General features: G+C 60.1%; 21 protein-coding genes, 2 pseudogenes and 1 riboswitch. Of the genes and pseudogenes, 8 read left to right on the top strand and 15 right to left on the bottom strand.

The window, feature by feature from the left end; translation table 11 throughout:
• Positions 1–45: 45 nt before the first annotated feature.
• The 9 genes from AAEZ05_RS17860 to AAEZ05_RS17820 form a co-directional block, all read right to left on the bottom strand.
• Positions 46–759: a PqiC family protein gene (locus AAEZ05_RS17860; protein ID WP_045061856.1), complete on the bottom strand. Its 714-nt coding sequence runs from the start codon at positions 757–759 to the stop codon at positions 46–48.
• Positions 760–935: 176 nt separating this feature from the next.
• Positions 936–3,203, bottom strand: a complete 2,268-nt coding sequence (parC, locus tag AAEZ05_RS17855) for a DNA topoisomerase IV subunit A (protein WP_045061857.1) — start codon at positions 3,201–3,203, stop codon at positions 936–938.
• A 7-nt stretch (positions 3,204–3,210) separates the two neighbouring features.
• Positions 3,211–3,735 (bottom strand): retropepsin-like aspartic protease family protein, encoded by a 525-nt coding sequence (locus AAEZ05_RS17850; RefSeq protein ID WP_045061858.1) that lies wholly within the window; start codon positions 3,733–3,735, stop codon positions 3,211–3,213.
• Positions 3,732–4,718, bottom strand: a complete 987-nt coding sequence (locus AAEZ05_RS17845) for an esterase-like activity of phytase family protein (protein ID WP_350648297.1) — start codon at positions 4,716–4,718, stop codon at positions 3,732–3,734. The genes AAEZ05_RS17850 and AAEZ05_RS17845 overlap by 4 nt, the downstream gene beginning before the upstream one ends.
• The gene (gene parE / locus AAEZ05_RS17840) at positions 4,718–6,622 is read right to left on the bottom strand and encodes a DNA topoisomerase IV subunit B (RefSeq protein ID WP_350648295.1); all 1,905 of its coding nucleotides are present in this window, start codon (positions 6,620–6,622) and stop codon (positions 4,718–4,720) included. Before parE ends, AAEZ05_RS17845 begins: the two co-directional genes overlap by 1 nt.
• A gap of 48 nt (positions 6,623–6,670) precedes the next feature.
• Positions 6,671–7,279 (bottom strand): YqiA/YcfP family alpha/beta fold hydrolase, encoded by a 609-nt coding sequence (locus AAEZ05_RS17835; protein ID WP_045061861.1) that lies wholly within the window; start codon positions 7,277–7,279, stop codon positions 6,671–6,673.
• A 174-nt stretch (positions 7,280–7,453) separates the two neighbouring features.
• Positions 7,454–8,269 carry a 3',5'-cyclic-AMP phosphodiesterase gene (cpdA, locus tag AAEZ05_RS17830; RefSeq protein WP_350648293.1) on the bottom strand — a complete coding sequence of 272 codons (816 nt, stop codon included), beginning with the start codon at positions 8,267–8,269 and terminating at the stop codon, positions 7,454–7,456.
• A 101-nt stretch (positions 8,270–8,370) separates the two neighbouring features.
• Entirely contained in the window at positions 8,371–8,823 is a 453-nt protein-coding gene (locus tag AAEZ05_RS17825; protein WP_045061863.1) for a DUF1249 domain-containing protein, read from the bottom strand.
• Positions 8,814–9,431 carry an NUDIX domain-containing protein gene (locus AAEZ05_RS17820; protein WP_045061864.1) on the bottom strand — a complete coding sequence of 206 codons (618 nt, stop codon included), beginning with the start codon at positions 9,429–9,431 and terminating at the stop codon, positions 8,814–8,816. Before AAEZ05_RS17820 ends, AAEZ05_RS17825 begins: the two co-directional genes overlap by 10 nt.
• A 205-nt stretch (positions 9,432–9,636) precedes the next feature.
• Between AAEZ05_RS17820 and AAEZ05_RS17815 the strand changes: the two genes are divergently transcribed.
• Positions 9,637–10,383: an RsiV family protein gene (locus tag AAEZ05_RS17815; RefSeq protein ID WP_045061866.1), complete on the top strand. Its 747-nt coding sequence runs from the start codon at positions 9,637–9,639 to the stop codon at positions 10,381–10,383.
• Here the strand turns inward: AAEZ05_RS17815 and AAEZ05_RS17810 are convergent.
• Positions 10,352–11,062, bottom strand: a pseudogene (locus AAEZ05_RS17810) (cytosine permease); the annotation flags it as partial. The gene AAEZ05_RS17815 and the pseudogene AAEZ05_RS17810 overlap by 32 nt on opposite strands.
• 400 nt (positions 11,063–11,462) lie before the next feature.
• On the opposite strand from AAEZ05_RS17810, the gene AAEZ05_RS17805 reads away from it, so the two are divergent.
• Together AAEZ05_RS17805 and AAEZ05_RS17800 are read left to right on the top strand one after the other, a co-directional pair.
• The gene (locus AAEZ05_RS17805) at positions 11,463–12,164 is read left to right on the top strand and encodes a LuxR C-terminal-related transcriptional regulator (RefSeq protein WP_350648291.1); all 702 of its coding nucleotides are present in this window, start codon (positions 11,463–11,465) and stop codon (positions 12,162–12,164) included.
• A gap of 21 nt (positions 12,165–12,185) precedes the next feature.
• Positions 12,186–12,875: a Type 1 glutamine amidotransferase-like domain-containing protein gene (locus tag AAEZ05_RS17800; protein WP_350648289.1), complete on the top strand. Its 690-nt coding sequence runs from the start codon at positions 12,186–12,188 to the stop codon at positions 12,873–12,875.
• 9 nt (positions 12,876–12,884) lie between these two features.
• On the opposite strand, the gene AAEZ05_RS17795 is transcribed toward AAEZ05_RS17800, so the two are convergent.
• Positions 12,885–13,130, bottom strand: coding sequence for an SDR family oxidoreductase (locus AAEZ05_RS17795; RefSeq protein ID WP_350648287.1), 246 nt, complete (start codon positions 13,128–13,130; stop codon positions 12,885–12,887).
• A 94-nt stretch (positions 13,131–13,224) separates the two neighbouring features.
• Here AAEZ05_RS17795 and AAEZ05_RS17790 point away from each other — a divergent pair.
• Positions 13,225–13,509 (top strand): annotated as a pseudogene (locus tag AAEZ05_RS17790) (RsiV family protein); the annotation flags it as partial.
• Here the strand turns inward: AAEZ05_RS17790 and cytX are convergent.
• A complete protein-coding gene (gene cytX, locus AAEZ05_RS17785; RefSeq protein WP_350648285.1) occupies positions 13,478–14,770 on the bottom strand; it encodes a putative hydroxymethylpyrimidine transporter CytX in 1,293 nt (430 codons plus the stop codon). The pseudogene AAEZ05_RS17790 and the gene cytX overlap by 32 nt on opposite strands.
• Positions 14,771–14,921: 151 nt before the next feature.
• Complete coding sequence (gene thiC, locus AAEZ05_RS17780) at positions 14,922–16,811, bottom strand: phosphomethylpyrimidine synthase ThiC (protein WP_045061868.1); 1,890 nt, start codon at positions 16,809–16,811, stop codon at positions 14,922–14,924.
• A 168-nt stretch (positions 16,812–16,979) separates the two neighbouring features.
• A riboswitch (TPP riboswitch) is annotated at positions 16,980–17,085 on the bottom strand.
• 202 nt (positions 17,086–17,287) lie between these two features.
• Between thiC and AAEZ05_RS17775 the strand changes: the two genes are divergently transcribed.
• Complete coding sequence (locus AAEZ05_RS17775; RefSeq protein ID WP_045061869.1) at positions 17,288–18,721, top strand: TolC family outer membrane protein; 1,434 nt, start codon at positions 17,288–17,290, stop codon at positions 18,719–18,721.
• A 64-nt stretch (positions 18,722–18,785) separates the two neighbouring features.
• On the opposite strand, the gene waaA is transcribed toward AAEZ05_RS17775, so the two are convergent.
• Together waaA and AAEZ05_RS17765 are read right to left on the bottom strand one after the other, a co-directional pair.
• The gene (gene waaA / locus AAEZ05_RS17770) at positions 18,786–20,063 is read right to left on the bottom strand and encodes a lipid IV(A) 3-deoxy-D-manno-octulosonic acid transferase (protein WP_350598093.1); all 1,278 of its coding nucleotides are present in this window, start codon (positions 20,061–20,063) and stop codon (positions 18,786–18,788) included.
• Positions 20,064–20,074: 11 nt separating this feature from the next.
• Positions 20,075–20,977, bottom strand: coding sequence for a LysR family transcriptional regulator (locus AAEZ05_RS17765; protein WP_205892023.1), 903 nt, complete (start codon positions 20,975–20,977; stop codon positions 20,075–20,077).
• Between the two features lie 102 nt (positions 20,978–21,079).
• Between AAEZ05_RS17765 and AAEZ05_RS17760 the strand changes: the two genes are divergently transcribed.
• The 3 genes from AAEZ05_RS17760 (at position 21,080) to AAEZ05_RS17750 (ending at position 23,574) form a co-directional block, all read left to right on the top strand.
• Entirely contained in the window at positions 21,080–21,412 is a 333-nt protein-coding gene (locus tag AAEZ05_RS17760) for a DMT family transporter (protein WP_045061872.1), read from the top strand.
• A 177-nt stretch (positions 21,413–21,589) separates the two neighbouring features.
• Positions 21,590–22,765, top strand: a complete 1,176-nt coding sequence (locus AAEZ05_RS17755; RefSeq protein WP_045061873.1) for an NAD(P)/FAD-dependent oxidoreductase — start codon at positions 21,590–21,592, stop codon at positions 22,763–22,765.
• Positions 22,762–23,574: an aldo/keto reductase gene (locus AAEZ05_RS17750; protein WP_205892024.1), complete on the top strand. Its 813-nt coding sequence runs from the start codon at positions 22,762–22,764 to the stop codon at positions 23,572–23,574. The genes AAEZ05_RS17755 and AAEZ05_RS17750 overlap by 4 nt, the downstream gene beginning before the upstream one ends.
• Positions 23,575–23,581 lie beyond the last annotated feature (7 nt).

Below are 23,581 nucleotides of genomic sequence, written 5' to 3'. Positions count from 1 at the left end.
ACAAAGCCCGCACAAGGCGGGCTTTGTTCTGGCTTCATTCAGGCCTTAAAACCTGAACACTTCCATATCGGTGCGAATTGGCGAAGCCATCGGGATCTTCGGCTGTTTGTCCTTTTCCGCTGCGGGCGCGGCAGGCTTGGCGGCCGGTTTCTTCGGCCCTTCGGCAACTGGGGGCTGGTTGGCCAGGGGCTTGAGCGCCACCGACAGCTGCTCGGCCAGCCGTTGCAGCAATACGCCCTGGGCCTGGACCTGCGCCGCCGTGCCGCCTGCGTGCTGCTCCTGCAGATGAATGATGCGGTTGTCCCGCACCTGGCCGCGACGGTCGATCAAGCGCCATTGCGCATCGAGGATAGCTGGCTGCGACTCACCCGAATCCAGGCGTGTAATGGTCAACAACACCTGCACATCCGGCGTGAAGCCAAGCGTCGCCGGCGCCAACACCACGCGCTGGCTGTCCAGGTGACCAGACACCTGGCGTAGCAGCAATTGATCGATGTCCGAAGACAGGCTGCCAGCCCAACGACCGTCGGTCGAGGCCTGGAGGCTGCCGTCCGGTTGCCGCTGCAAGAGGGTCTCACGTTGCAGGTAGTCGGCAATTGTCACCGGGCCCAGCAAAACGGCCATGCCGGCACTTTGTGCCGGCTGCACCGGATTACCGCTGTCCAGCTGATACAGCGACACCGGTTGGTGAACGCTGCAACCCGCCAGGCCAAGAACGCCAGCGAGCATCAAGATAAAAGGAAGGCGCAGAGCAGTCATCGTCCCATCCAGGTGGTTGCCACACGGCTAACCACAGTGAAAATACTCAATAAATATGAAGATCGCTCGGCCACGCCGGCGCTTGAAAGGCCGTATCATCCGTGAATATGCGTCCCGACTCCAGCGCGAAAGCGTCGATCTACGCGTTAAATCGTAGATCGAGCGCTCTAGCACGCCTAATTGAGGTTTTCGACGAACAGCGCATCCACTCTCTGAAAGCCTCGTGGCAGTTTGTTACCACGGCGTCCACGCTCACCTTTGTAGTGTTCGAGGTCGTCTGCCTTGAGCGAAAGCGTGCGTTTGCCGGCCTGCAGCACCAGTGTGGCGCCATCGGGCAGTACGGCGATGTCCGTGACATATTCTTCGCGACTGGCTACTCGCTCACCGGGAATGCCGATGATCTTGTTGCCTTTGCCCTTACCTAATTGTGGCAGATCACTGATCTTGAAGATCAGCAGGCGACCTTCGGTGGTCACCGACGCCAGCCAGTTATGCTCACGATCAGCTACCGGCCGCGGCAGGATCACCTTGGCGTTGTTCGGCAGGCTCAACAGCGCCTTGCCCGCCTTGTTCTTGGCCTGCAGGTCCTCGCCCTTGACCACGAATCCATAACCGGCGTCGGATGCGATCACGTACAGCGCATCGTCCTCGGGCATCATCACGCATTCAAAGGTGGCGCCTGGCGGCGGCGTCAGGCGACCGGTCAGGGGTTCGCCCTGGCCACGGGCCGATGGCAGGGTATGCGCCGCGACCGAGTAGCTGCGACCGGTAGAGTCGATAAATACCGCGAACTGGTTGGAGCGCCCGGCAGCCAGGGCCTTGTACCCATCACCAGCCTTGTAGGACAGACCGGTGGCGTCGATTTCGTGGCCCTTGGCGGAACGTACCCAGCCTTTTTCCGACAGCACTACCGTGACTTTCTCGTTCGGCAGCAGGTCGTGCTCGGTCAGGGCCTTGGCCTCGGCGCGCTCAACGATTGGCGAGCGACGGTCGTCGCCATAGGTTTCGGCGTCCTTGATCAGCTCGGTGCGCACCAGTTTCTTCAACTTGGCTTCGCTGCTCAGCAAGGCTTGCAGCTTCGCTTGCTCCTTGAGCAACTCGTCCTGCTCGCTGCGCAGCTTCATCTCTTCCAGCCGCGCCAGTTGACGCAGGCGGGTGTCGAGGATGTAGTCGGCCTGGATCTCACTCAGGGCAAAGCGCTCGATCAGCGCAGCCTTGGGGTGCTCCTCGGTGCGGATGATGTGGATCACTTCATCCAGGTTGAGGTAGGCAATCAACAAGCCGTCCAACAGATGCAGGCGACGCTCGACCTTGTCGAGGCGGAATTGCAGGCGGCGACGCACGGTCTGCACGCGGAATTCCAGCCATTCCACCAGCAGCGCGCGCAGGTTCTTCAGCTGCGGCTTGCCGTCCAGGCCGATGATGTTGATGTTGACCCGGTAGCTCGACTCCAGCTCGGTGCTCGCGAACAGGTGCTGCATCAAGCCATCGTGGTCGAAATTCTTGCGCGCGCCCGGGATGATCACGATCCGGCACGGGTTCTCGTGGTCCGATTCATCGCGCAGGTCAGCGATCTGCGGGGCCTTGGAAGGCTTGGCCTGCATCATCGCGGCGATCTGTTCCAGCACTTTGGCACCGGACACCTGGTGCGGTAATGCGGTAACGATGATGTCGCCGTCTTCGATGTGGTACACGGCGCGCATGCGCACCGAGCCGCGACCGGTCTCGTAGATTTTCAGCAGGTCGGCGCGGGGGGTGATGATCTCCGCCTCGGTCGGGTAGTCCGGACCCTGGATGTGCTCACAGAGTTGTTCGACCGTGGCCTTGGGTTCATCCAGCAAACGTACGCAGGCCGTGGCCACTTCACGCAGGTTGTGCGGCGGCACGTCGGTGGCCATGCCCACGGCGATGCCGGTGGTACCGTTGAGGAGGATATTCGGCAAACGTGCAGGTAATACCAGCGGTTCGTCGAGCGTTCCGTCGAAGTTTGGCCCCCAATCTGCCGTGCCCTGCCCCAACTCGCTGAGCAGTACTTCGGAATAACGCGACAACCGCGCCTCGGTGTAACGCATGGCGGCGAACGACTTGGGATCGTCGGGCGCACCCCAGTTGCCCTGGCCGTCGACCAGCGTGTAGCGGTAGCTGAACGGCTGGGCCATCAGGACCATGGCTTCGTAGCAGGCCGAGTCACCGTGCGGGTGGAATTTACCGAGCACGTCACCGACGGTGCGCGCCGATTTCTTGTGCTTGGAATCGGCGTCCAGCCCCAACTCGCTCATCGCATAGATAATGCGCCGCTGCACCGGCTTCAGGCCGTCGCCGATATGTGGCAAGGCGCGGTCCATGATCACGTACATGGAGTAGTTGAGGTAGGCACTTTCGGTGAAGTCAGCCAGCGATCGGCGTTCTACGCCGTCTAAGCTGTCTGCAAGGATGTCGCTCATGCGGGCCTCATCGGTTCGTTGTCTGGCGCAGCAGCATGGTGCCACCGCGCTGAGTAAATTCAAGTTTGTTAAGGGCGCTCATACCAAGCAGCACCTGATTCCCTTCGAGCCCGGGGGCGACCAGCGCGCGAACATCACGCAGCACGATGTCGCCGACCTGCAGCCGGTCGATTCGGGTTCGATAACCCTTGCTCAAACCGTTGGCGGTGCTCAGTGTCACCCCGAAGCCCTCTTCCAGTTTCAGCTGCTTGGCCATCTCTGCCGGGACCGACACATCTGTCGCCCCGGTGTCGAGCATGAAATCCACCGGCTGGCCGTTGATCTGGCCGCTGGCGACGAAGTGGCCCTGGCGGTTGCTGGCCAGTTTTACCTCGATGAACCCCTCACCCTGTTCGGAGTCGACCACAACATTAGGGTTGTGCTGGCGCGCTTCCCATTCGCCGAAAAACCGCGTCGCCAGAAACAACGCGGCGCACCAGGCCAGCACCATCAGCACTCGGCCGGCACGCTTGCCCGGCGTCTGTTGACTCATAATTTGCCACCCCAGCCGCCTTCAGGCGCGGCAAAGCGCCAGATGAACGGGCGAACCTCACCATCGACGCGAGCCCCTGTGTTGTTGTCGACGCCTATCCAGGCGCCCGTGGCGTCCACTACCAGTGCTTCTTCCAGCCCGTAGTCCTGTGGATAACGCCGGTCATCCTGCAGCAACTCGGCGGCATACGACCAGCAACGCTCGACCTTGGCCGTTGTTGCATCGCGCCGGCATATTTCGTAGGCATTGCGTTCGAGGGTGAACAGCTTGCCGTTGAACAATGACAGGTCGGCGAAGTCCAGCGACACCGGTCTTGCGTGGTGAAACTGCGGCGGCTGCGCTCGCTTGCCACCCTCGCTCAGCAGCACACAGTTGCCGTCACAGTCCCATTGCGTGGCCCCTCGCTTGATCAGCAGCAGGCCGCGGCGATCACGCTCGGCGGCCAGCCATAGCTGGTCGCCTTGCGGGTTGACCGCCAGGCCTTCGAACAGCGCATTGAAGCGCAGCAACATGCCCCCGGCCCGCGCCTCGCGGACCAGCCTGGGCGCAATGTTCAACCAGGACGCAGGCCCGGTCAGCGGCACCTGCAACACGGCCGTATGGGATTCACTGACGATGTAACGATTACCGGCGTTGTCGCAGGTGATGCCTTCGAAGTCCAGGTCGCCGCCGCGCACGAACGATGCCGCCCAACTGCGCGAGCTCAAGCTCCAGGGCAAACCGCTGGCCGGTGCCACGGGCACATCGATGTGCACGGCTTCGGCCTGCCAGGGATCCTGCCGGGTATCGAGACGGTAGATCTGGTCATCGTCGCGATCGGACACCGTCCACAGCTCGTCGCCGCACTGTGCCAGCCCTGACAGGTTGCCGCCGGGCATGCCGGCCACGGCATGCCCGGACACCAGGCGCAACTCCGGGACCGGGTCGGCCAACGCCGCCGTGCTCAGAAGTAACGCACATGCCAGGGCCAAGCCAACCCGCATCAGCCAAGAACCTCGGCCAGGTTGCCTTTGGACTCCAGCCAGGACTTGCGATCGCCAGCGCGTTTTTTCGCCAGCAGCATGTCCATCATTTCAGCGGTGGCTTCGTAATCTTCCAGCGTCAGCTGCACCAGGCGCCGGGTGTTCGGGTCCATGGTGGTTTCGCGCAGTTGCGGCGGGTTCATTTCGCCCAGGCCTTTGAATCGGGTGACCTGTGGCTTGCCGCGCTTCTTCTCGGCCACCAGGCGATCGAGAATGCCATCACGCTCGGCCTCGTCCAGGGCGTAGAAGATCTCCTTGCCGAGGTCGATACGGTACAGCGGCGGCATCGCGACATAGACGTGACCGGCATCCACCAACGGGCGGAAATGCTGCACGAACAACGCGCACAGCAGGGTCGCGATGTGCAGCCCGTCGGAGTCGGCGTCGGCGAGGATGCAGATCTTGCCGTAACGCAGCTGGCTCATGTCCGCAGCACCGGGATCGACGCCAATCGCCACGGCGATGTTGTGCACTTCCTGGCTCGCCAGGACTTCACTGCCGTCGACTTCCCAGGTGTTGAGGATCTTCCCGCGCAGCGGCAGGATGGCCTGAAACTCCTTGTCCCGCGCCTGCTTGGCCGAACCGCCCGCGGAATCACCTTCCACGAGGAACAGCTCGGAACGCATCGGGTCCTGCCCGGCGCAGTCGGCGAGTTTGCCCGGCAATGCGGGGCCTTGGGTGATGCGCTTGCGCTCGACCTTCTTGCTGGCCTTCAGGCGACGCCCGGCGTTGTTGATCGCCAGCTCAGCCAGGAGCATGCCGGTTTCCGGATTGGCGTTGAGCCACAGGCTGAACGCATCCTTGACCACACCGGAGACAAACGCCGCCGCCTCACGGGACGACAGGCGCTCCTTGGTCTGGCCGGAGAATTGCGCCTCCTGCATCTTCATCGACAGGACGAAGGCAATGCGCTCCCAGACGTCTTCCGGCGCCAGCTTCACACCGCGCGGCAGCAGGCTGCGGAATTCGCAGAATTCGCGCATGGCGTCGAGCAAGCCCTGACGCAAACCGTTGACGTGGGTGCCGCCCTGGGCCGTCGGGATCAGGTTGACGTAGCTTTCCTGCACGCTGTCGCCGCCTTCCGGCAACCACAGCAGCGCCCAATCGACCGCTTCCTTGTTACCGGCCAGGCTGCCGCAGAACGGCTCGTCCGGCAGGCGTTCGAACTCGGTGACCGCATCGACCAGGTAGGAACGCAGGCCGTCTTCGTAATGCCATTCGACTTTCTCGCCGGAGGCCTTGTCTTCAAAACTGACCAGCAAGCCGGGGCACAGCACGGCCTTGGCTTTGAGTACGTGCTTGAGGCGGCTGACGGAAAATTTCGGCGAATCAAAGTATTTCGGATCCGGGGCGAAGAAAACACTGGTGCCTGTGTTGCGCTTGCCGACGGTACCCACGACTTCCAGCTCGGTTTTCTTGTAGCCATCGGCGAAAGTCATCTGGTATTCGTTGCCGTCACGCTTGACGCGCACCCGGACTTCGGTCGACAGGGCGTTGACCACGGAGATACCCACGCCGTGCAGACCGCCGGAAAACTGGTAGTTCTTGTTGGAGAACTTGCCACCCGCATGGAGCTTGGTGAGGATCAGCTCGACGCCTGAAACGCCCTCTTCCGGATGGATGTCCACCGGCATGCCACGGCCGTCATCGCTGACTTCCAGGGAGTGATCGGCGTGCAGGATGACCTGCACCGAGGTCGCGTGACCGGCCAGGGCTTCGTCGACGCTGTTGTCGATGACTTCCTGGGCGAGGTGGTTCGGCCGACTGGTGTCAGTGTACATGCCAGGGCGTTTGCGCACCGGGTCGAGGCCCGAGAGGACTTCGATGGCGTCTGCGTTATAAGAGCTAGCGCCGGGAGTGGCCATGGGGTCTCGTCGTCCTTTGAAAAAAGTGTTCTGTAGAAAAGGGACCGGTCACAGTGCTTTGAAATCAATCGCTTGATACAAATCTGCGCCAATGCCGGCAAAACTCAACATGGCCGGCAGGTGCGCGGCAAAGCCCTGAAAGCTGTGATCGCCGCCGGCCTGGATGCGCAAGGCACAGGCCCGGTAGTAGTGCTGGGCGTGGCGATAGTCCAGGGTTTCATCACCGGTCTGCAACCACACCTGATAACGCTGGGGGTCCTGCGGTGCCGGCACTTCCAGCTCGGCCAGGGCCGTTACATGGTCGTGGGTCAGTTCCCAGGCCTCATCGGTGTACAGGTTTTTCTGCGTCCCCAGGTGCCCGTCGAACATCCGGTGCGGGCTTACGGCCGGGTTGACCAGCAGGGCCTTCAGGCCATGGCGCTCGGCCAGGTGAGTCGCATAGTAGCCGCCGAGTGAGCTGCCGACCAGCAGTGGCCGCCCCAGCTCGGCAATCGCCTGTTCAAGCTGACCGATGGCTTCGCGCGGATGATGATGCAGGGCGGGTACCCGCAGCTGATCGCTCAAACCCAGGCGGCCCATCACCGTCATCAGCTGCGTGGCCTTTTTCGAGGAGGGCGCGCTGTTGAAACCGTGGATATAGAGGATCGAGCCGGACATTTGAGCTCCCTGTTCGTCGGGTAAAGAAGGCGGAGTTTACAGGGTGTCGGGGGAAGCGGGGATATCCGTGGAATTTGGAGCGTCTGTGCGAACGCCTTCGCGGGCAAGCCCGCTCCCACAGGATATGCGCTGCGGGCTTGCCCGCGAAGGCCATCACGCGGTCCTCAGGAATGACTAATAACCGTCAGCGTCGTAATCGACCTTGAATTCGAACCCCGTAACCCGCTCAACGCCCGTCTCAATCCGCCCATCCGGCAGCAACCGCAACCATCGATACCCCGGCGCTTGATCCCCCACCTTGAAATCATCGCTCCCCGGTTCAAACTGGATGCAGGTCGAAGGCGAAGCGATCAACCGAACACCGTTGCGCTCACGGTCAATTTCCTGATGCACATGCCCCCAGAGCACCGCCCGCACTTGGGGAAAGCGATCCAGCACGGCAAACAGCGCCTCTGGATTGCGCAAGCCGATCGGCTCCATCCAGGCACACCCGATAGATACCGGATGATGATGGAAACACACCAGGTGATGGCGCTCCGGCGCTTCGCTCAGCGAACACGCAAGCAATTGCAGCTGTTCATCCTGCAAATAACCGGGCACCGAGCCCGGCACCGCCGAATCCAGCAGCGTCACTCGCCAGTTGCCGATATTCACCACCGGCTCCAGCAAAGCGCTTTGCACCGCCGCCTCGGCCATGATCTGCGGCTCATCGTGGTTACCGGGAATCCAGCGCGCCGGGGCATCGAGCTGGCGGGTCAGGTCGCGAAACAGCTGGTAAGACTCCAGTGTTCCGTCCTGGGACAGATCTCCACTGGCAATCACCAGGTCAATCAGGGGCTGCTGCAGGCGCACCAGCTCGAGGACTTTCACGAGGCTGTCCCGGGTATTCATGCCCAGCAACGTGCCATCCGCGGCAGCGAACAAGTGGCTGTCAGACAGCTGCACCAGCAACGCCGAATCGGCGGTGGTCAATGTGGATACGCTCGGCAAGGCGTTCTCCCAGGGCGAAAGCACGGGTATTGATGAGTGCCGCAATTATGCTGGGTGACAAGCGAAAGAGGAAAGTGGTGAACGCACAACGCAGTTCACAACTAACGAACGACTTCGTATTCATGCCCCAACGCCAGGCAATGGCTCAACCACTCTCCCAGGAACATGTTCAGCTGGGCTTTTTCATCCGGTTGATGCATCGAGGCATTCGGATAAGGATAGATGCCGCGAAAGCGTCGTGCATGTTCGGCACTGACGACTTCAGCCATGCAGGCGTCGTGATACACCTGGACTTCCAATTGCGGCACCGGCAGCCATGGCAGGCTGTGCTCCTGGCGCACTTGCAGGGTAGTGGTGTACGGGCAGACCTGCAGCACCTCGAGCGCCAGTACGCCGAGCATCTGGTCGCCATGAGTCACGGCAATGCGTCGCGCCGCCGGCTCGCTGCGCATGTCCGGCAACAGTCGCATAAGGCGCGCATAGTTGGCCTCACAGGAAGCTTGCAGCCCCGCAAGGTCGACTCGATAGCGATCGCGCAACTTGTTTACGACCATAACCCCCTCACTTCAGCGCGGTTTAAAGCTAGCCATTGCAAGGCAATGATGCTGGCCGCGTTGGCAATTCGTCCGTCGCGCACGGCTTGCAGGGCATCTTCGAACGCCCAGACCGTAACGCGGATATCTTCTGCTTCTTCTTCCAGCCCATGCAGGCCACCGGCCCCGGTGGTCTCGCAACGTCCCAGGTACAAATGCACAAACTCATTGCTGCCGCCCGGCGATGGAAAATACTTGGTCATCGGCCAGAGCGCCCCAAACACAAGCCCAGCTTCCTCCTGCGCTTCGCGGTGAGCAACTTCTTCCGGCACTTCATCCTTGTCGATCAGACCGGCGACCAGTTCAATCAGCCACGGGTTGTCGGTCTTGCCCATGGCGCCGACGCGAAACTGCTCGATCAGTACCACTTCGTCACGCTGCGGGTCGTACGGCAGGACGCAGACGGCATCATGGCGAACGAACAGTTCTCGATTGATTTCGCGACTCATGCCGCCGGCGAACAATTCGTGGCGCAGGTGCACACGATCAAGCTTGTAAAAGCCCTCGTAGCACTTTTCGCGCCGAACGATCTCAACGGCGGTCGGAATGGCGTTGGCAAAATCAGTCATGACAATCCTCGTAGTTGCTCCGAGGCTCCAGCCTCGACTTCGCGCCATCCTAACGCGCCCGCGACCTTTGATGCAGCCCCTTTCCAGACAGCGGGATAGACGGTGAGGGCGAAACCAACTCTAATTAGCTTAGTGGCGAACTGATTACCGCGCTGGCAGTCGAAGCGGGTAACTTTCGCCTTTCCCTGTTTCATGAAGGACGCCCATGTCGCTTTTCAAAATCGCCTCCGTGGCCGCAATCGCGTTGACCCTGGCCGCTTGCCAGAGTCTGTTCCAGCCCAACTACCGGACGCCGCTGGAAACCACCCGTGACGCCTCCGAACAGCTGAAGCCGGGCTGCACGACGCCTGATTGCCCGCTGGTCAATATCGACACCCTGCACTTCCCTGCCGAGCCTGCGCTCGACGGCATCATCGAAAAGCGCTTGCTGCAAATGACCCGCACCTCGCCCGACGCCCCGGTGGCGCCGACGCTGGCGGCCTATCGCGATGAGTTTTTGCGCACCGCCGGCCCGCGCTACAGCAGCTACTTGCAGGCCAAGGTACGGGAGCAGCATGACGGCTTGGTGATCATCGAGTTTTCCAGTTACCTGGACACTGGCGGCGCCCATGGCACGCCGGGCCGCAGCTTCATCAACTATTCCCGCCAGCAACACAAGGTACTGACGTTGTCTGACATGTTGCTGCCAGGCCAGGAAGACGCATTCTGGAAAGCCGCGCAGGTGGCCCACAACAGCTGGCTGATCAGCACCAAGCTCGATCAGGAGGCGGAGTTCGTGAAGAGCTGGCCCTTCCAGAAGACCCAGAACGTGGCGCTGACCTATGGCGGGGTGATCCTCAAGTACGAAACCAGCACCATCGCCCCCTACGCGCTGGGCCATGTCGAACTGAAGATCCCCTACCCACGCCTGAACGGCATTCTCAGACCCGAGCTGTTTCCTGGCCGTAACTGAAGGCTCGGCCCAGCACCAACTGCAGCAACCCTGCCAGAATCAGTGACGGCAGGGTTGCGCCGATGTCCGGGTACAGATTGGCCAGCAAATGATAAGTGCTCACCCCGCCCAACCAGGCGAGCAACGCCGGCCAGCGCAATGCGGCTGATGCGACTCGGGCACTGCGCTGGCGCAGGATGAAGTGATCCACCAGCACCACGCCGAACAGCGGCGCAAACACCGAGCCGATCAACAGCAGGAAGTTCTGGTACTGCGCCAAAGGCGCCAGCAAGGCGATCAGCGTGCAGACCAGGCCGATGGCCAACGCCAGGTACTCGACTTTGAAGCGCACCAGCACCGCGCTGGACACTGCCGCCGAGTGAATGTCGGCAAAGGCGTTCTCTGACTCGTCCAGCAGGATCAGCAGCAGCGGAATCCCCAGGCCGGCGCCAGCCAGTGCCAACAGCAGGGCATTGACTTCACCACTCGGGGCGAACGCCAGGGTGTAGGCCACGCCAAGGCTCATCAGCCAGAAGTTACCGATAAAAAAGCCCAGCGCGGTTCCGCCGAAGACGTTTTTCGCACGCTTGCCGAATCGCGAGTAGTCGGCGATCAGCGGCAGCCAGGACAATGGCATCGCAATGGCGATGTCGAAGCCCACGGCGAATGGCATCGAACCGTCATCCGCCCGCGCCCCTAGTCAGCTAGTCGGAGGCGCTGCTGATTTTTCCAGGGGCTTGGAGAATCGGTACGACACCTGTATCGACGGGCGCAGATGACTCACTCGCGGTTTCGTGAATTTGCTTGCCGGTGGGCAGGTCTATGCCGAAATCTGAAGTAGCGCACACTTTGGCACTAACTGCAGAAAAGGATCGGCGGAAAGTAAGTGCCCGAAGCCAGCAGGCAAACTTGAACGTAAGCTCTGTGGGATCTCCTACATTCTATAACCGGGAAGTTTAATCAGCCAAGCACATTGTAGGAATCGCCCCTCACAACAAACGGAAAACCGAATGAAAAAATAGGAATAATCCGACTTAACAATCGCTCCAAAACCGTGAATAGTAATTCCATATGACAATAAAAACCATGGAGTGGCCATCATGAACAACACTGACATACTTACCCTACAGAAAAATCTACGCACCGTTATCTCAGAGAGCGAAACAATTGAAAGCCTATGGGCCACATGCCTCAGCTCAACAAAAGAGATTAACTTTGACTATTTCTCCTATCACATTCAGCACCCTATACCTTTTTCAAACCCAAAAATATATACCTACGGAAACTATCCTCTTGACGCTTCAAGATTACTTACCACAAAAAAACCCCACACAACTGCAGGACATTTTAGAGTCGAACCAGAAGACTTAGCACCCTTAAACCAAACACAAAAGAAAGAAGCTGAAAGCACAATAAACCTAGATGATCGTATTTTTTTCATAACTCAATCAACTCAAAAAACAGAAGGCATAACAGAGCATTTTGTCTTAGCAAGAGCACACATTGAAATCGACCGCATTGAGTTGAAAAAGGCACGCACTATAATAAAAATAATGACCGATGAAATTGCCAGAAAACTAGCTGAACTAAACAATGGAGCCTCACGAGCAGTAACTCTATCACCTAGAGAAAAAGAAATATTGCTCTGGGGTGCAGATGGGAAAACCTCAGAAGAAATCGCGATAATTCTCGGCCTCTCGCAAGACTCAATAAACTTCCACCACAAAACAATACAAAAGAAATTGAATACTACCAACAGGGCGCAAGCCATTGCCCACGCTATAGTCAAAGGTTATATTTGAAACCAAAAACAGGACACTCACATGAAAAAAATCGATAATCATATTATTGTCATTGGCGGCGAGTCCGCTAGAGACATGCAGCACATGACACCTATCGACGAGTATATATGTTCACTTACAAATAAAATCACCCCAACAATCCTATACATCTCGACAGCCAATGGCGATGACTTGGTCAAAATCTCCAACTTTACTGAAAAGTATAAAGGGGCTGAGTGTACCGTAACCTCGCTGACGTTCTTCATACCGCCTTTTCCTCACGCGGACCATATTTCATCCCTGATTGATCAAGCGGATATAATTTATGTCGGAGGTGGTAATACGCGAGCGATGTTGGCAATTTGGCGCGAATTTGGTGTGATCAGTCTTTTGAAGAAAGCATGGGCAAAGGGAAAGGTTTTGTGCGGGATCAGTGCCGGAGCAATTTGCTGGTTCGACTATGGACACTCTGATTCAGGAGGCGCTTTCGCGTTGATCAGTGGCATTGGTCTACTCCCCGGCGCCCTATGCCCACACTTCAATTCAGAAGCTGGACGAGAGGCTTCCTTCGTTGAAATTATTTTCGACAAGAACATTTCTCCCGCCTACGCGGTAGATGACGGCATAGCGCTGCATTTCAAAAATGGTCAATTCCATAAGAAGGTCTATAACGACGCGTCCTGTAGCGGCTATGAAGTCAATGCGCGGTCGTCCTATGTAAAGCCGCTATGATCCGGACTATCAATGGATGGTGGCACCGGCACTCAGGTTCAATATCGTTCCAGTCATTGCGTTGCAATGTTCGAGAAATAGCACGGCCTGCGCAACCTCTTCAGGCTTTACCCAGCGCTTGAGCACGGTATTTTCTGCGACCGAGGCGATCAACGCCTGCACATCAGTGCCGGTTTTGTTCGATCTTGTTTGCAGACTCTTTTCTTCCCCAGGGGTCATGACATCACCCGGCGCAATGCAGTTGAAGTTGCGCATCGGGCCCCTATCATCTTGGACCGTCCCTTACGGAGATATATCTTTCTTCCGTCTATCCTATATGGCGTCGACACCGCTAAAAACAAGATGGCGCCTGTCGGATATGTTGTTGCCAGGGCAGGAAGAGGTGTTCTGGAAAGCGGCGCAAGTTGCGCACAACAGCTGGCTGATCAGCTCGCGACTCGATCAGGAGCCAGCGTTCGTCAAGGCCTGGCCATTCCAGAGAACGCCGAACGTGGCCCTGACGCAGGCCGGGGTGTTGCTCAAGTACAACGGCAGCACCATTGCGCCGTACGCCCTGGGCAACATTGAGTTGACCGTCCCCTACAACCGCCTGAGCGGCATCCTCAAACCCGAGCTGTTTCCCGGCCGTAACTGAAGGCAGCTCCCAGCACAAGCTGCAGCAACCCTGCCAGAATCAGCGACGGCAGGGTTGCGCCGATGTCCGGGTACAGATTGGCCAGCAAATGATAAGTGCTCACCCCGCCCAACCAGGCGAGCAACGCCGGCCAGCGCAATGCGGCTGATGCGACTCGGGCACTGCGCTTGCGCAGGATGAAGTGATCCACCAGCACCACGCCGAACAGCGGCGCAAACACCGAGCCGATCAACAGCAGGAAGTTCTGGTACTGCGCCAAAGGCGCCAGCAAGGCGATCAGCGTGCAGACCAGGCCGATGGCCAACGCCAGGTACTCGACTTTGAAGCGCACCAGCACCGCGCTGGACACTGCCGCCGAGTGAATGTCGGCAAAGGCGTTCTCTGACTCGTCCAGCAGGATCAGCAGCAGCGGAATCCCCAGGCCGGCGCCAGCCAGTGCCAACAGCAGTGCATTGACTTCACCGCTCGGGGCGAACGCCAGGGTGTAGGCCACGCCAAGGCTCATCAGCCAGAAGTTACCGATAAAAAAGCCCAGCGCGGTTCCGCCGAAGACGTTTTTCGCACGCTTGCCGAATCGCGAGTAGTCGGCAATCAGCGGCAGCCAGGACAATGGCATCGCAATGGCGATGTCGAAGCCCACGGCGAACGGCATCGAACCGTCGCCCGCCTGCGCCCACAGTGCGGCCAGGTCGGCTTTGGCGAACAGGTTCCAGGTCAGCCAGATGCACGCGGCCAGCAATAGCCAGATACCCCACTTGCGCAGGATCTGGCGCACGAACGTCAGTGGGCCGCTGACCGCCAGCAAAGTGGCCAGGCCACCGAAGAACAGGGTCCATAGCAGTGGGCTCGACAGCAGACTGCCTTCGCTGAAGGCGCGTGCGCCCAGCAGACTGGCGGCGTCGCGCATGACGATGATTTCGAACGAACCCCAACCGATCAGTTGCAGCAGGTTCAGCACCGCCGGCAGGCTTGCGCCCTTGATGCCGAGGCTCAGCTTGAGTGCGGCCATCGACGACAGGCCGGTGTCGCTGCCGATCACGCCGACGGCCGCCAGCAGCAGGACGCCGACCAAGGTGCCGAGGAAGATTGCCAGCAGTGAACCGGACAGGCCGAGGCCAGGCGCGAGCAAAGCGCCGGTCTGCAGCACCATCAGGCCGATGCCGAGGGAGAACCATAGGGAAAACAGATCGCGACCACCGAAGACACGCTTTTCAGCGGGCACCGCAATGTCGGGGGAGTAAGTGCTGGGTTGAATGCTCACGGGTGTTATCTCAGAGGGACATTTGTTGTTGTATTGATCGCTATCGCCAGCAGGCTGGCTCCCACAGGGGACTTGTGAACGCTACAGATCCAATGTGGGAGCCAGCCTGCTGGCGATGGGGCCTGTGCAGGCCCCACCTTTTCAGGTCAGATCAAACCTTCTTGTACAGCTGACTGCCTTCCTGCTTGAACCGCTCAGCCTGCTCCGCCAGTCCCTGGGCGACTTCGGCATCAATGGTTTCGATCCTCTGGTTGGCCGCATATTCACGGACTTCCTGAGTGATCTTCATCGAGCAGAATTTCGGTCCGCACATGGAGCAGAAATGCGCGACCTTGGCCGAATCCTTCGGCAACGTCTCATCGTGATACGAACGGGCGGTGTCCGGGTCAAGGCCCAGGTTAAACTGGTCTTCCCAACGGAATTCAAAACGCGCCTTGCTCAGGGCATTGTCGCGAATCTGTGCACCCGGATGGCCTTTCGCGAGATCGGCAGCATGCGCGGCGATCTTGTAAGTGATGATCCCGGTTTTCACGTCATCCTTGTTCGGCAGGCCCAGGTGCTCCTTGGGCGTCACGTAGCAAAGCATGGCGCAACCGAACCAGCCGATCATCGCCGCACCGATACCGGAAGTGATGTGATCGTAGCCCGGCGCAATGTCGGTGGTCAGCGGGCCGAGGGTGTAGAACGGCGCCTCGTCGCAGCACTCGAGCTGCTTGTCCATGTTCTCCTTGATCAGCTGCATCGGCACATGGCCCGGGCCTTCGATCATGCACTGCACGTCGTGCTTCCAGGCAATTTTGGTCAGCTCGCCAAGGGTTTCCAGTTCGCCGAACTGCGCGGCGTCGTTGGCGTCGGCAATCGAACCTGGGCGCAGGCCGTCACCCAGCGAGAAGCTGACGTCGTAGGCCTTCATGATTTCGCAGATGTCTTCGAAATGCGTGTAGAGGAAGTTTTCCTTGTGATGCGCCAGGCACCACTTGGCCATGATCGAACCGCCACGGGAAACGATGCCCGTCACGCGCTTGGCGGTCAGCGGCACGTAGCGCAGCAGCACACCGGCGTGGATGGTGAAGTAGTCCACGCCCTGCTCGGCCTGTTCGATCAGGGTGTCGCGGAACAGCTCCCAGGTCAGGTCCTCGGCCGCACCGCCGACTTTTTCCAGGGCCTGATAAATCGGCACTGTACCGATCGGCACTGGCGAGTTGCGGATGATCCACTCACGGGTTTCGTGAATGTGCTTGCCGGTGGACAGGTCCATGACCGTGTCCGAACCCCAGCGAATGCCCCAGGTCAGTTTCGCCACTTCTTCTTCGATGGACGAACCCAGGGCGCTGTTGCCGATGTTGCCGTTGATCTTCACCAGGAAGTTACGGCCGATGATCATCGGTTCCAGTTCGGTGTGGTTGATGTTGGCCGGAATGATCGCGCGGCCACGGGCGATCTCGTCACGGACGAATTCAGGGGTGATGATCTTCGGCACGCTGGCGCCGAAGCTGTGGCCGGCGTGTTGCTGGTCCAGCAGGCCGGCGGCACGGGCCACTTCGAGCTTCATGTTCTCGCGGATGGCAACGTATTCCATCTCGGCGGTGATGATGCCTTTGCGCGCGTAGTGCATCTGGCTGACGTTGGCCCCGGCCTTGGCGCGGCGCGGGTTGTTCACGTGGGCGAAGCGCAGCTTGGTCAGTTCGGCATCGGCCAGGCGTTCCTGGCCGAAATTGGAGCTCAGGCCGCTCAGGCGCTCGGTGTCGCCACGGGCTTCGATCCACGGCGAACGCACATCGCCCAGGCCTTTGCGCACGTCGATGATGACGTTGGGGTCGGTGTACGGGCCCGAGGTGTCGTACACAACGACAGGCGCGTTGATCTCACCGCCGAAATCGGTCGGGGTCACGTCTAGGCTGATTTCGCGCATCGGCACGAGGATGTCCGGGCGAGAACCCTGGACGTAGACTTTTTGCGAGCGGGTAAAGGGCTGAACCGACTGTTGATCGACTTGGGCCGAATCACTCAGGTTCGTCGTATTTTTTAGTTTTATCGTCATCACGGGCTCTCCAGACAGCATCCAGGCAGTGGATTTTTGTCGGAGCGAACCTGTAACGAATGGACGCGACCAATCAGCGATGACACTGCTGCTGGTGCTGTGCTCAGTGCTCGAGGGGTGTTCGATTGTCGAACAACATCCCGGACGAAGCACAAGAGGACTCGCCGGGTGACGAGAAATCTTGTTCCCTACGCAGGCGCTAACCTGATCAGGTTCAACGGGATCCGAAATTATTCGATCTCAGCCTCATAGCAAGGCACCCCGACAAGAACCCGGCCAGTCTAGACACAACTGACACGGAACGCCAACCCCGCAGTAAACACCTTGATGAATGGCGTAATTACAGGATTGTTGCCGAACGTGTGCGCAACTACACTCGCTACGCCGCATCGCGTCATGACGTTGTGCGTTGACGATCTACAACATCGCGCCGTACCTTGGCGCAAATTATCAGCGTAATTTTTAGGGATGGCCGCATGCTGCGCAAACTTTCACTGGCCCTTGCCGTGTCTTGTGCTTCGAATGGAATGGCCTGGGCAGCGGAAGCGCCCTTATCGACCAGGACTGACCTGGTGAGCGTCTATCAGGAAGCCGTGGATAACAACGCCGACCTGGCTGCTGCTCGCGCCCAATATGGCGCGCAGAAAGAGGTAGTGCCCCAGGCACGGGCCGGGTTGTTGCCGAATCTGTCCGGCGGAGCCCAGGTCGCCAATGTGCGCACCGACATCAATCAGCCGTCCGCCGTGGCCTCCCGCAGCGCCAACTCCTATCAGGCGACGCTGGCACAGCCACTGTTCCGCGCCGATCGCTGGTTCCAGTACCAGGCGGCCAAGGACGTCAACGAACAGGCGGCGCTGCAACTGTCCGCGACAGAGCAGAACCTGATCCTGCAGACCGCCGAAAACTATTTCAATGTGCTGCGCAGCCAGGACAACCTGGCCTCGACCAAGGCTGAGGAAGCGGCATTCAAACGCCAGCTGGACCAGTCCAACGAACGCTTCGATGTCGGCCTCTCGGACAAGACCGACGTGCTGCAATCGCAAGCCAGCTACGACACTGCACGGGCCAACCGCATCGTTGCGCAGCGCCAGGTGGATGATGCGTTCGAAGCGCTGATCACCCTGACCAACCGTCAGTACAACTCGATCCAGGGCATCGTCCATACCCTGCCGATCCTCCCGCCGGCACCGAATGACGCGAAGTCCTGGGTCGACACGGCCGCCCGGCAGAACCTCAATCTGCTGGCCAGCAACTACGCGGTCAGCGCGGCTGAAGAAACGCTCAAACAGCGCAAGGCCGGCCACGCTCCGACGGTGGATGCGGTGGCGAAGTATGAAAAAGGTGACAACGACGCTTTTGGCTTCAGTAATCCGAATGCTTTCAACCAGGCCTATGGCGGGCCGGTCGAACAACGCACCCTGGCCCTGCAGTTGAACATCCCGATCTACAGCGGCGGGCTGACCAGTTCCCAGGTCAGGGAGTCCTACTCGCGCCTGGACCAGACCGAACAACAGCGTGAAGGCCTGCGCCGGCAAGTCGTGGAGAACACGCGCAATCTGCACCGTGCGGTGAATACCGACGTCGAGCAGGTGCAGGCGCGCAAGCAGTCGATCATTTCCAACCAGAGCGCGGTGGAAGCGACTGAAATCGGCTATCAGGTTGGAACGCGCAACATCGTCGACGTGCTCGATGCCCAGCGCCAGCTGTACACCTCGGTGCGCAACTACAACAACACCCGGTACGACTACATCCTCGACAACCTGCGCCTGAAACAGGCAGCGGGCACGTTGAACCCGGGCGACCTGGAAGACCTCAAGCGCTACCTCAAGCCCGACTACAACCCCGACAAGGACTTCCTGCCGCCGGATTTGGCCAAGGCTGCGGCTGAGCAATTGAAAGCCCGGCCGTAAAAGCAAAAGATCGTCCGAAGGCTCGGGCCGCGTTCGGGCGATCTTTTATTTCAGGCGACGCAGTCTAACGGTCGATCAACCGCCCCAACCCATCCAGCAATCGTTGCAACGCGCCCTGATTGGCGCGCATCACGTTCAATCCGGCCTGGGCCATGCGCTGTGCGTCCCGGGGCAATTCGAACAATCGTCGCACCTCTACCGCCAACCCTTCGGCATCTTCCACCTCCTGCAGCGCGCCGGCATTGCGCAGTTGCGCGGCTATCTCGAGGAAGTTGAACAAGTGCGGGCCGCTCAGTACCGGCTTGGCCAGTGCTGCCGGCTCCAGCAGGTTGTGCCCGCCGTTCGGTACAAGGCTGCCACCGACGAATGCGGTATCAGCCAGGGCGTAAAGGAACAGCAATTCGCCCATGGTGTCGCCCAGCAGTACTGAAGTACCGGCGCTGACCGTTTCGCCGGTGGAGCGTCGAACCGTGGCGAAGTCCTGCCGGGCGCACAGCTCGAACACCGAATTGAACCGCTCCGGATGGCGCGGTACCAGGATCAGCAGCGCATCGGGATGATTGGCGAGCAACTGACGGTGAGCCGCCAGCACCACGTCGTCTTCGCCTTCATGGGTACTGGCGGCAATCCACACCGGACGCTCCTGTGCTTGCCATTGGCCGCGTAACTCGGTGGCACGCTGCAGCAGCTGCGGGTCGATGGTCAGATCGAATTTGATCGAGCCGGTGACTTCGACGGTTTCCGGGCGCGCACCCAGGTCGCGAAAGCGCGAGGCCTCGGCCTCGGTCTGCACTGCAAACAGGCTCATTTCGGCGAGCATCGGCTGGGTCAGTTTGGGCAAACGGCCGTAACCCCTGGCCGAGCGCTCGGACAGTCGGGCATTGGCCAGCGCCACGGGAATACCCCGTTTTGCACACTGGTGGATATGGTTGGGCCAAAGCTCGGTTTCCATGATCACTGCCAGTTTCGGCCGCACGCGATCCAGGAATCGCTTTGCCGCACAGGGCAGGTCATAGGGCAGGTAGCAGTGTTGAATTCGCGGTTCATTGGCGAACAGGGCCCGAATGCGCTCGGATCCGGTCGGGGTCATGCAGGTCACGGTGATCGGCAACTGTGGATAACGTTGCAACAGAGCGCGGATCATTGGCGCCGCCGCGATGCTCTCGCCAACTGACACCGCGTGTACCCAGATTCCGCCGGGCTGCAACACCGGCAGGCCATAGGAAAATCGCTCGCCGATGCGTTTGGCATACGCCGGCGCCTTGCGCGCCCGCAGCCAAAGCCGAATCGCTACCAATGGCAGCCCCAGGTAAAACAGCACGGTGTAGAGAGTTCTATTCATGGCGGCGGAGTTTATCGGCTTTTGTCGCCGATCGCCCGCAAGTGCACGGCAAAACGTTCCGCCAGCCAGCGCGCGGCGGGGCCCAGTGGCTCGTCGCGACGCCACACCAGCTCCACGACAAGGGCCGGAGGCGTCCATTCGCTGACCAGTTCGACCATCTGCCCCTGATAAGCAGGGTACTGCACCACGTGCCGGGGCAACCAGGCCCAGCCGAGGCCACGTACCAGCCATTCGGCCATTACGTAGAAACTGTCGGCCCGCCAGACCTGCGGACTGGCGGGTTCGCTACCGGGGTAGACACTGGATTGAGTGGACATGAGTAACTGGCGATGCTGCGCCAACTGCTGGCAATCAACTTCGTTTTTGCCGGCCAAGGGGTGGCCGGTGCCACACACTGTCACCATTTCGACGCTGCCCAATACCCGGCGCTCAAGGGATTCGGGAATCTGGTCGTGATAAAACAGCAGGCCGAGGTCGGCCCGGCGCTCCACCAATTTACGCGCCACATCGCCCTGGGCAGCACTGGTCAGTTGCACCTCAAGGCTGGGAAATTGTTGCGCCAGGGCTTCAAAGCTATCCACAACTGCCTGGTAGGGCATGGCCTCGTCCTGGGCCACCCGCAGACGGGCTTCCTGCCCGCGCATCATCGCCAATGCCCGGCCGTTCAAACGCTCGCACTGACGCAGGACTTCCCTTGCTTCTTCGAGCAAGGCATCGCCGGCTTCAGTCAATTTCGGCTGGCGCCCGCTACTGCGATCAAACAGGCTGACGCCGAGGTCTTCTTCCAACAGCGCAATCGAACTGCTCACGGCCGACTGGGCCTTGCGCTGAGCGCGCGCCACCGCCGAGAACGAGCGTTGTTCCGCTACGCTGACAAACAGACGAAGCTGTTCCAGACTCCATTGCATGCTCATGTGCAACCCATCTCCGTAACAGATAGGTAATGACTTTACCGCATCTGGCGAATCTCTAAAATGCAGGCTTGATAAAGCAACACATCACTTGAGGATGCACCCATGACCGCTTACTACTACCTGGCCATTGCCATCTGCGCCGAAGTGATCGCGACCGTTTCAATGAAAGCCGTCAAAGGTTTCAGCACGCCCCTGCCGTTGGTGCTGGTGATCGTCGGCTACGGCATCGCCTTCTGGATGCTGACGCTGGTGGTGCGCAGCGTACCGGTAGGCGTGGCTTATGCGGTATGGGCCGGCCTGGGCATCGTGCTGGTCAGTGTCGCCGCGCTGTTTATCTATGGGCAGAAGCTGGATGTGCCGGCGATGCTGGGCATGGCGCTGATTGTGCTGGGGGTGGTGGTTATCCAGTTGTTCTCCAAAACTGCAGGCCACTAACGCCTGCAATGCTGTCTAGTGTGGGAGTGAGCCTGCTCGCGATAGCGGTGCGCCAATCGACGCGTCGGTTGCCAGGTAAACCGCTATCGCGAGCAGGCTCACTCCCTCGGGTCTGTCGGCCGCTGCAATGTTTGAGTCTGTATACTGCGCCCTCGTCTTGAACACTGAGGTCGCTGCATGCCATCCGTTATTTCCACCGACGTTTTGATTGTCGGCGCTGGTGTCGCCGGCCTCTGGCTGAACGCGCGCCTGCGCCGCCAGGGTTTTTCGACCGTGCTGGTGGAAAGCGCCACCCTCGGTGGCGGGCAGAGCCTGAAGTCCCAAGGCATCATCCACGGCGGCGCCAAGTATGCGCTGCACGGTGCACTGACCGGCGCCTCGGAAGCCATCGCCGATATGCCACGACGCTGGCGTGAAGCGCTGGCCGGCGACGGCGAACTGGATCTGAGCGGCGTACGCCTGCTGTCCGAAGCCCACTATCTCTGGTCCCCCGGCACCATCGCTGGCAACCTCACCAGTTTCTTCGCCAGCAAAGCCGTGCGTGGCCGGGTCGACCAGGTCAAGGGCGAGCAACTGCCACCTGCCCTGCAAGACAAGCGTTTCAAGGGCAAGGTCTATCGCCTGGCCGAGCTGGTGATCGATGTACCGAGCCTGATCCAGCGCTTGGCCGACCTCGCGGGCGACGGCCTGCTGGCCGGGCATGAGATCGAACCGTTTCTGGAAGCTGGCCTGCTGGTCGGCCTTAGAGTCGACGGGCGCGATATTCGGGCGCAACGCATCGTTCTCAGCGCCGGGGCGGGTACCGCAGCGCTGCTCGAAGCACTGGGGTTGAGCCAGCCGGCCATGCAACGTCGACCGCTGCACATGATCATCGCCAAGGGCCCCGGCCTGAAGCCGTTGTACGCCCACTGCCTGGGTGGCGGGACCAAGCCGCGCATCACTGTCACCACGCACCCGGCGGCCGATGGCCAGTGGGTCTGGTACCTGGGTGGCGATATTGCCGAAGCCGAAGGCGTCGCCCGCGAGCCGGCCGAGCAGATTGCCACCGCGCAGAAAGAACTCGGCCAGCTCCTGCCCTGGATCGACCTCAGTACCGCCCGGTGGGCCACTTTGCGAGTGGATCGTGCAGAGCCTTTGCAGTCCGGCCTGACACGCCCGGACAATGCCTTCCTGGCTGAACAGGGCCGGCTGCTGGTCGGTTGGCCGACCAAGCTGGCACTGGCGCCGGACTTCGCTGACCGGGTCATCGCCTCTCTACAACGCGATGGCATCCAGCCCAGCCACAACGCTACGTTGCCTGAACTACCGAAACCACCCATGGGCATTCCTGCCTGGGAGCAACTGCTACCATGAGCCAACCAACCCTGCACGAACTGCACCGCCCGCTGGGCAGCACAGGCCTGATGGTTTCGCCACTTGGCCTGGGCACCGTGAAATTGGGCCGCGACCAGGGCGTCAAGTACCCGAACGGTTTCCAGATTCCGGGCGATGATGAAGCGCGCATGTTGCTCAAGCTCGCACGGGACATGGGGATCAACCTGATCGACACCGCCCCGGCGTATGGCCACAGCGAAGAGCGCCTCGGCCCGTTGCTGCGTGACCAGCGCCAGGAGTGGGTGATCGTCAGCAAGGTGGGCGAAGAGTTTGCCAATGGCCAGTCCAGTCACGACTTCAGCGCCGCCCACACCCGGTTGTCAGTGGAACGCAGCCTGAAACGTCTGGAAACTGATTTTATCGACCTGGTGCTGGTGCACTCCGACGGCAATGACCTGGCGATTCTCAACGACAGCGAGGTCTACGCAACCCTCGCCGAACTCAAGCAAGAGGGCAAGATCCGCGGATTCGGCTTCTCCGGAAAAACCGTCGAAGGTGGCTTGAAGGCTCTGGAACAGGGTGATTGCGCGATGGTCACCTACAATCTGAACGAATTGAATGAAAAAGCCGTCATTGACTATGCTGCTGCTCACGGCAAAGCCATTCTCGTCAAGAAAGCCCTGGCCAGCGGCCATGTGTGCCTGAGCCCTGGCGTCGATCCGGTGCGCGCCAGCTTCGAGTTGTTGTTTGAACATCCGGGCGTTGCCAGTGCTATTGTCGGGACCATCAATCCGCTGCACCTCGCCCACAATGTCGCGACCGTTGCCAAGGTCCTTCGTAGAAACTGACGCCGCC

Origin of the sequence: Pseudomonas sp. HY13-MNA-CIBAN-0226 (assembly GCF_040310305.1) — a bacterium.
GTDB lineage: Bacteria > Pseudomonadota > Gammaproteobacteria > Pseudomonadales > Pseudomonadaceae > Aquipseudomonas > Aquipseudomonas gregormendelii.
The sequence above is the reverse complement of the archived record's forward strand: the minus strand, read 5'-3'. Positions and strand labels throughout refer to the sequence as shown.

Excerpts from the sequence above, each read along its gene's own strand:
- AAEZ05_RS17860 (WP_045061856.1), bottom strand. The coding sequence starts at position 759 with ATGACTGCTCTGCGCCTTCCTTTTATCTTGATGCTCGCTGGCGTTCTT.
- parC (WP_045061857.1), bottom strand. The coding sequence starts at position 3,203 with ATGAGCGACATCCTTGCAGACAGCTTAGACGGCGTAGAACGCCGATCG.
- AAEZ05_RS17850 (WP_045061858.1), bottom strand. The coding sequence starts at position 3,735 with ATGAGTCAACAGACGCCGGGCAAGCGTGCCGGCCGAGTGCTGATGGTG.
- AAEZ05_RS17845 (WP_350648297.1), bottom strand. The coding sequence starts at position 4,718 with ATGCGGGTTGGCTTGGCCCTGGCATGTGCGTTACTTCTGAGCACGGCG.
- parE (WP_350648295.1), bottom strand. The coding sequence starts at position 6,622 with ATGGCCACTCCCGGCGCTAGCTCTTATAACGCAGACGCCATCGAAGTC.
- AAEZ05_RS17835 (WP_045061861.1), bottom strand. The coding sequence starts at position 7,279 with ATGTCCGGCTCGATCCTCTATATCCACGGTTTCAACAGCGCGCCCTCC.
- AAEZ05_RS17825 (WP_045061863.1), bottom strand. The coding sequence starts at position 8,823 with ATGGTCGTAAACAAGTTGCGCGATCGCTATCGAGTCGACCTTGCGGGG.
- AAEZ05_RS17820 (WP_045061864.1), bottom strand. The coding sequence starts at position 9,431 with ATGACTGATTTTGCCAACGCCATTCCGACCGCCGTTGAGATCGTTCGG.
- AAEZ05_RS17815 (WP_045061866.1), top strand. The coding sequence starts at position 9,637 with ATGTCGCTTTTCAAAATCGCCTCCGTGGCCGCAATCGCGTTGACCCTG.
- AAEZ05_RS17805 (WP_350648291.1), top strand. The coding sequence starts at position 11,463 with ATGAACAACACTGACATACTTACCCTACAGAAAAATCTACGCACCGTT.
- AAEZ05_RS17800 (WP_350648289.1), top strand. The coding sequence starts at position 12,186 with ATGAAAAAAATCGATAATCATATTATTGTCATTGGCGGCGAGTCCGCT.
- AAEZ05_RS17795 (WP_350648287.1), bottom strand. The coding sequence starts at position 13,130 with ATGCGCAACTTCAACTGCATTGCGCCGGGTGATGTCATGACCCCTGGG.
- thiC (WP_045061868.1), bottom strand. The coding sequence starts at position 16,811 with ATGACGATAAAACTAAAAAATACGACGAACCTGAGTGATTCGGCCCAA.
- AAEZ05_RS17775 (WP_045061869.1), top strand. The coding sequence starts at position 17,288 with ATGCTGCGCAAACTTTCACTGGCCCTTGCCGTGTCTTGTGCTTCGAAT.
- waaA (WP_350598093.1), bottom strand. The coding sequence starts at position 20,063 with ATGAATAGAACTCTCTACACCGTGCTGTTTTACCTGGGGCTGCCATTG.
- AAEZ05_RS17765 (WP_205892023.1), bottom strand. The coding sequence starts at position 20,977 with ATGAGCATGCAATGGAGTCTGGAACAGCTTCGTCTGTTTGTCAGCGTA.
- AAEZ05_RS17760 (WP_045061872.1), top strand. The coding sequence starts at position 21,080 with ATGACCGCTTACTACTACCTGGCCATTGCCATCTGCGCCGAAGTGATC.
- AAEZ05_RS17755 (WP_045061873.1), top strand. The coding sequence starts at position 21,590 with ATGCCATCCGTTATTTCCACCGACGTTTTGATTGTCGGCGCTGGTGTC.
- AAEZ05_RS17750 (WP_205892024.1), top strand. The coding sequence starts at position 22,762 with ATGAGCCAACCAACCCTGCACGAACTGCACCGCCCGCTGGGCAGCACA.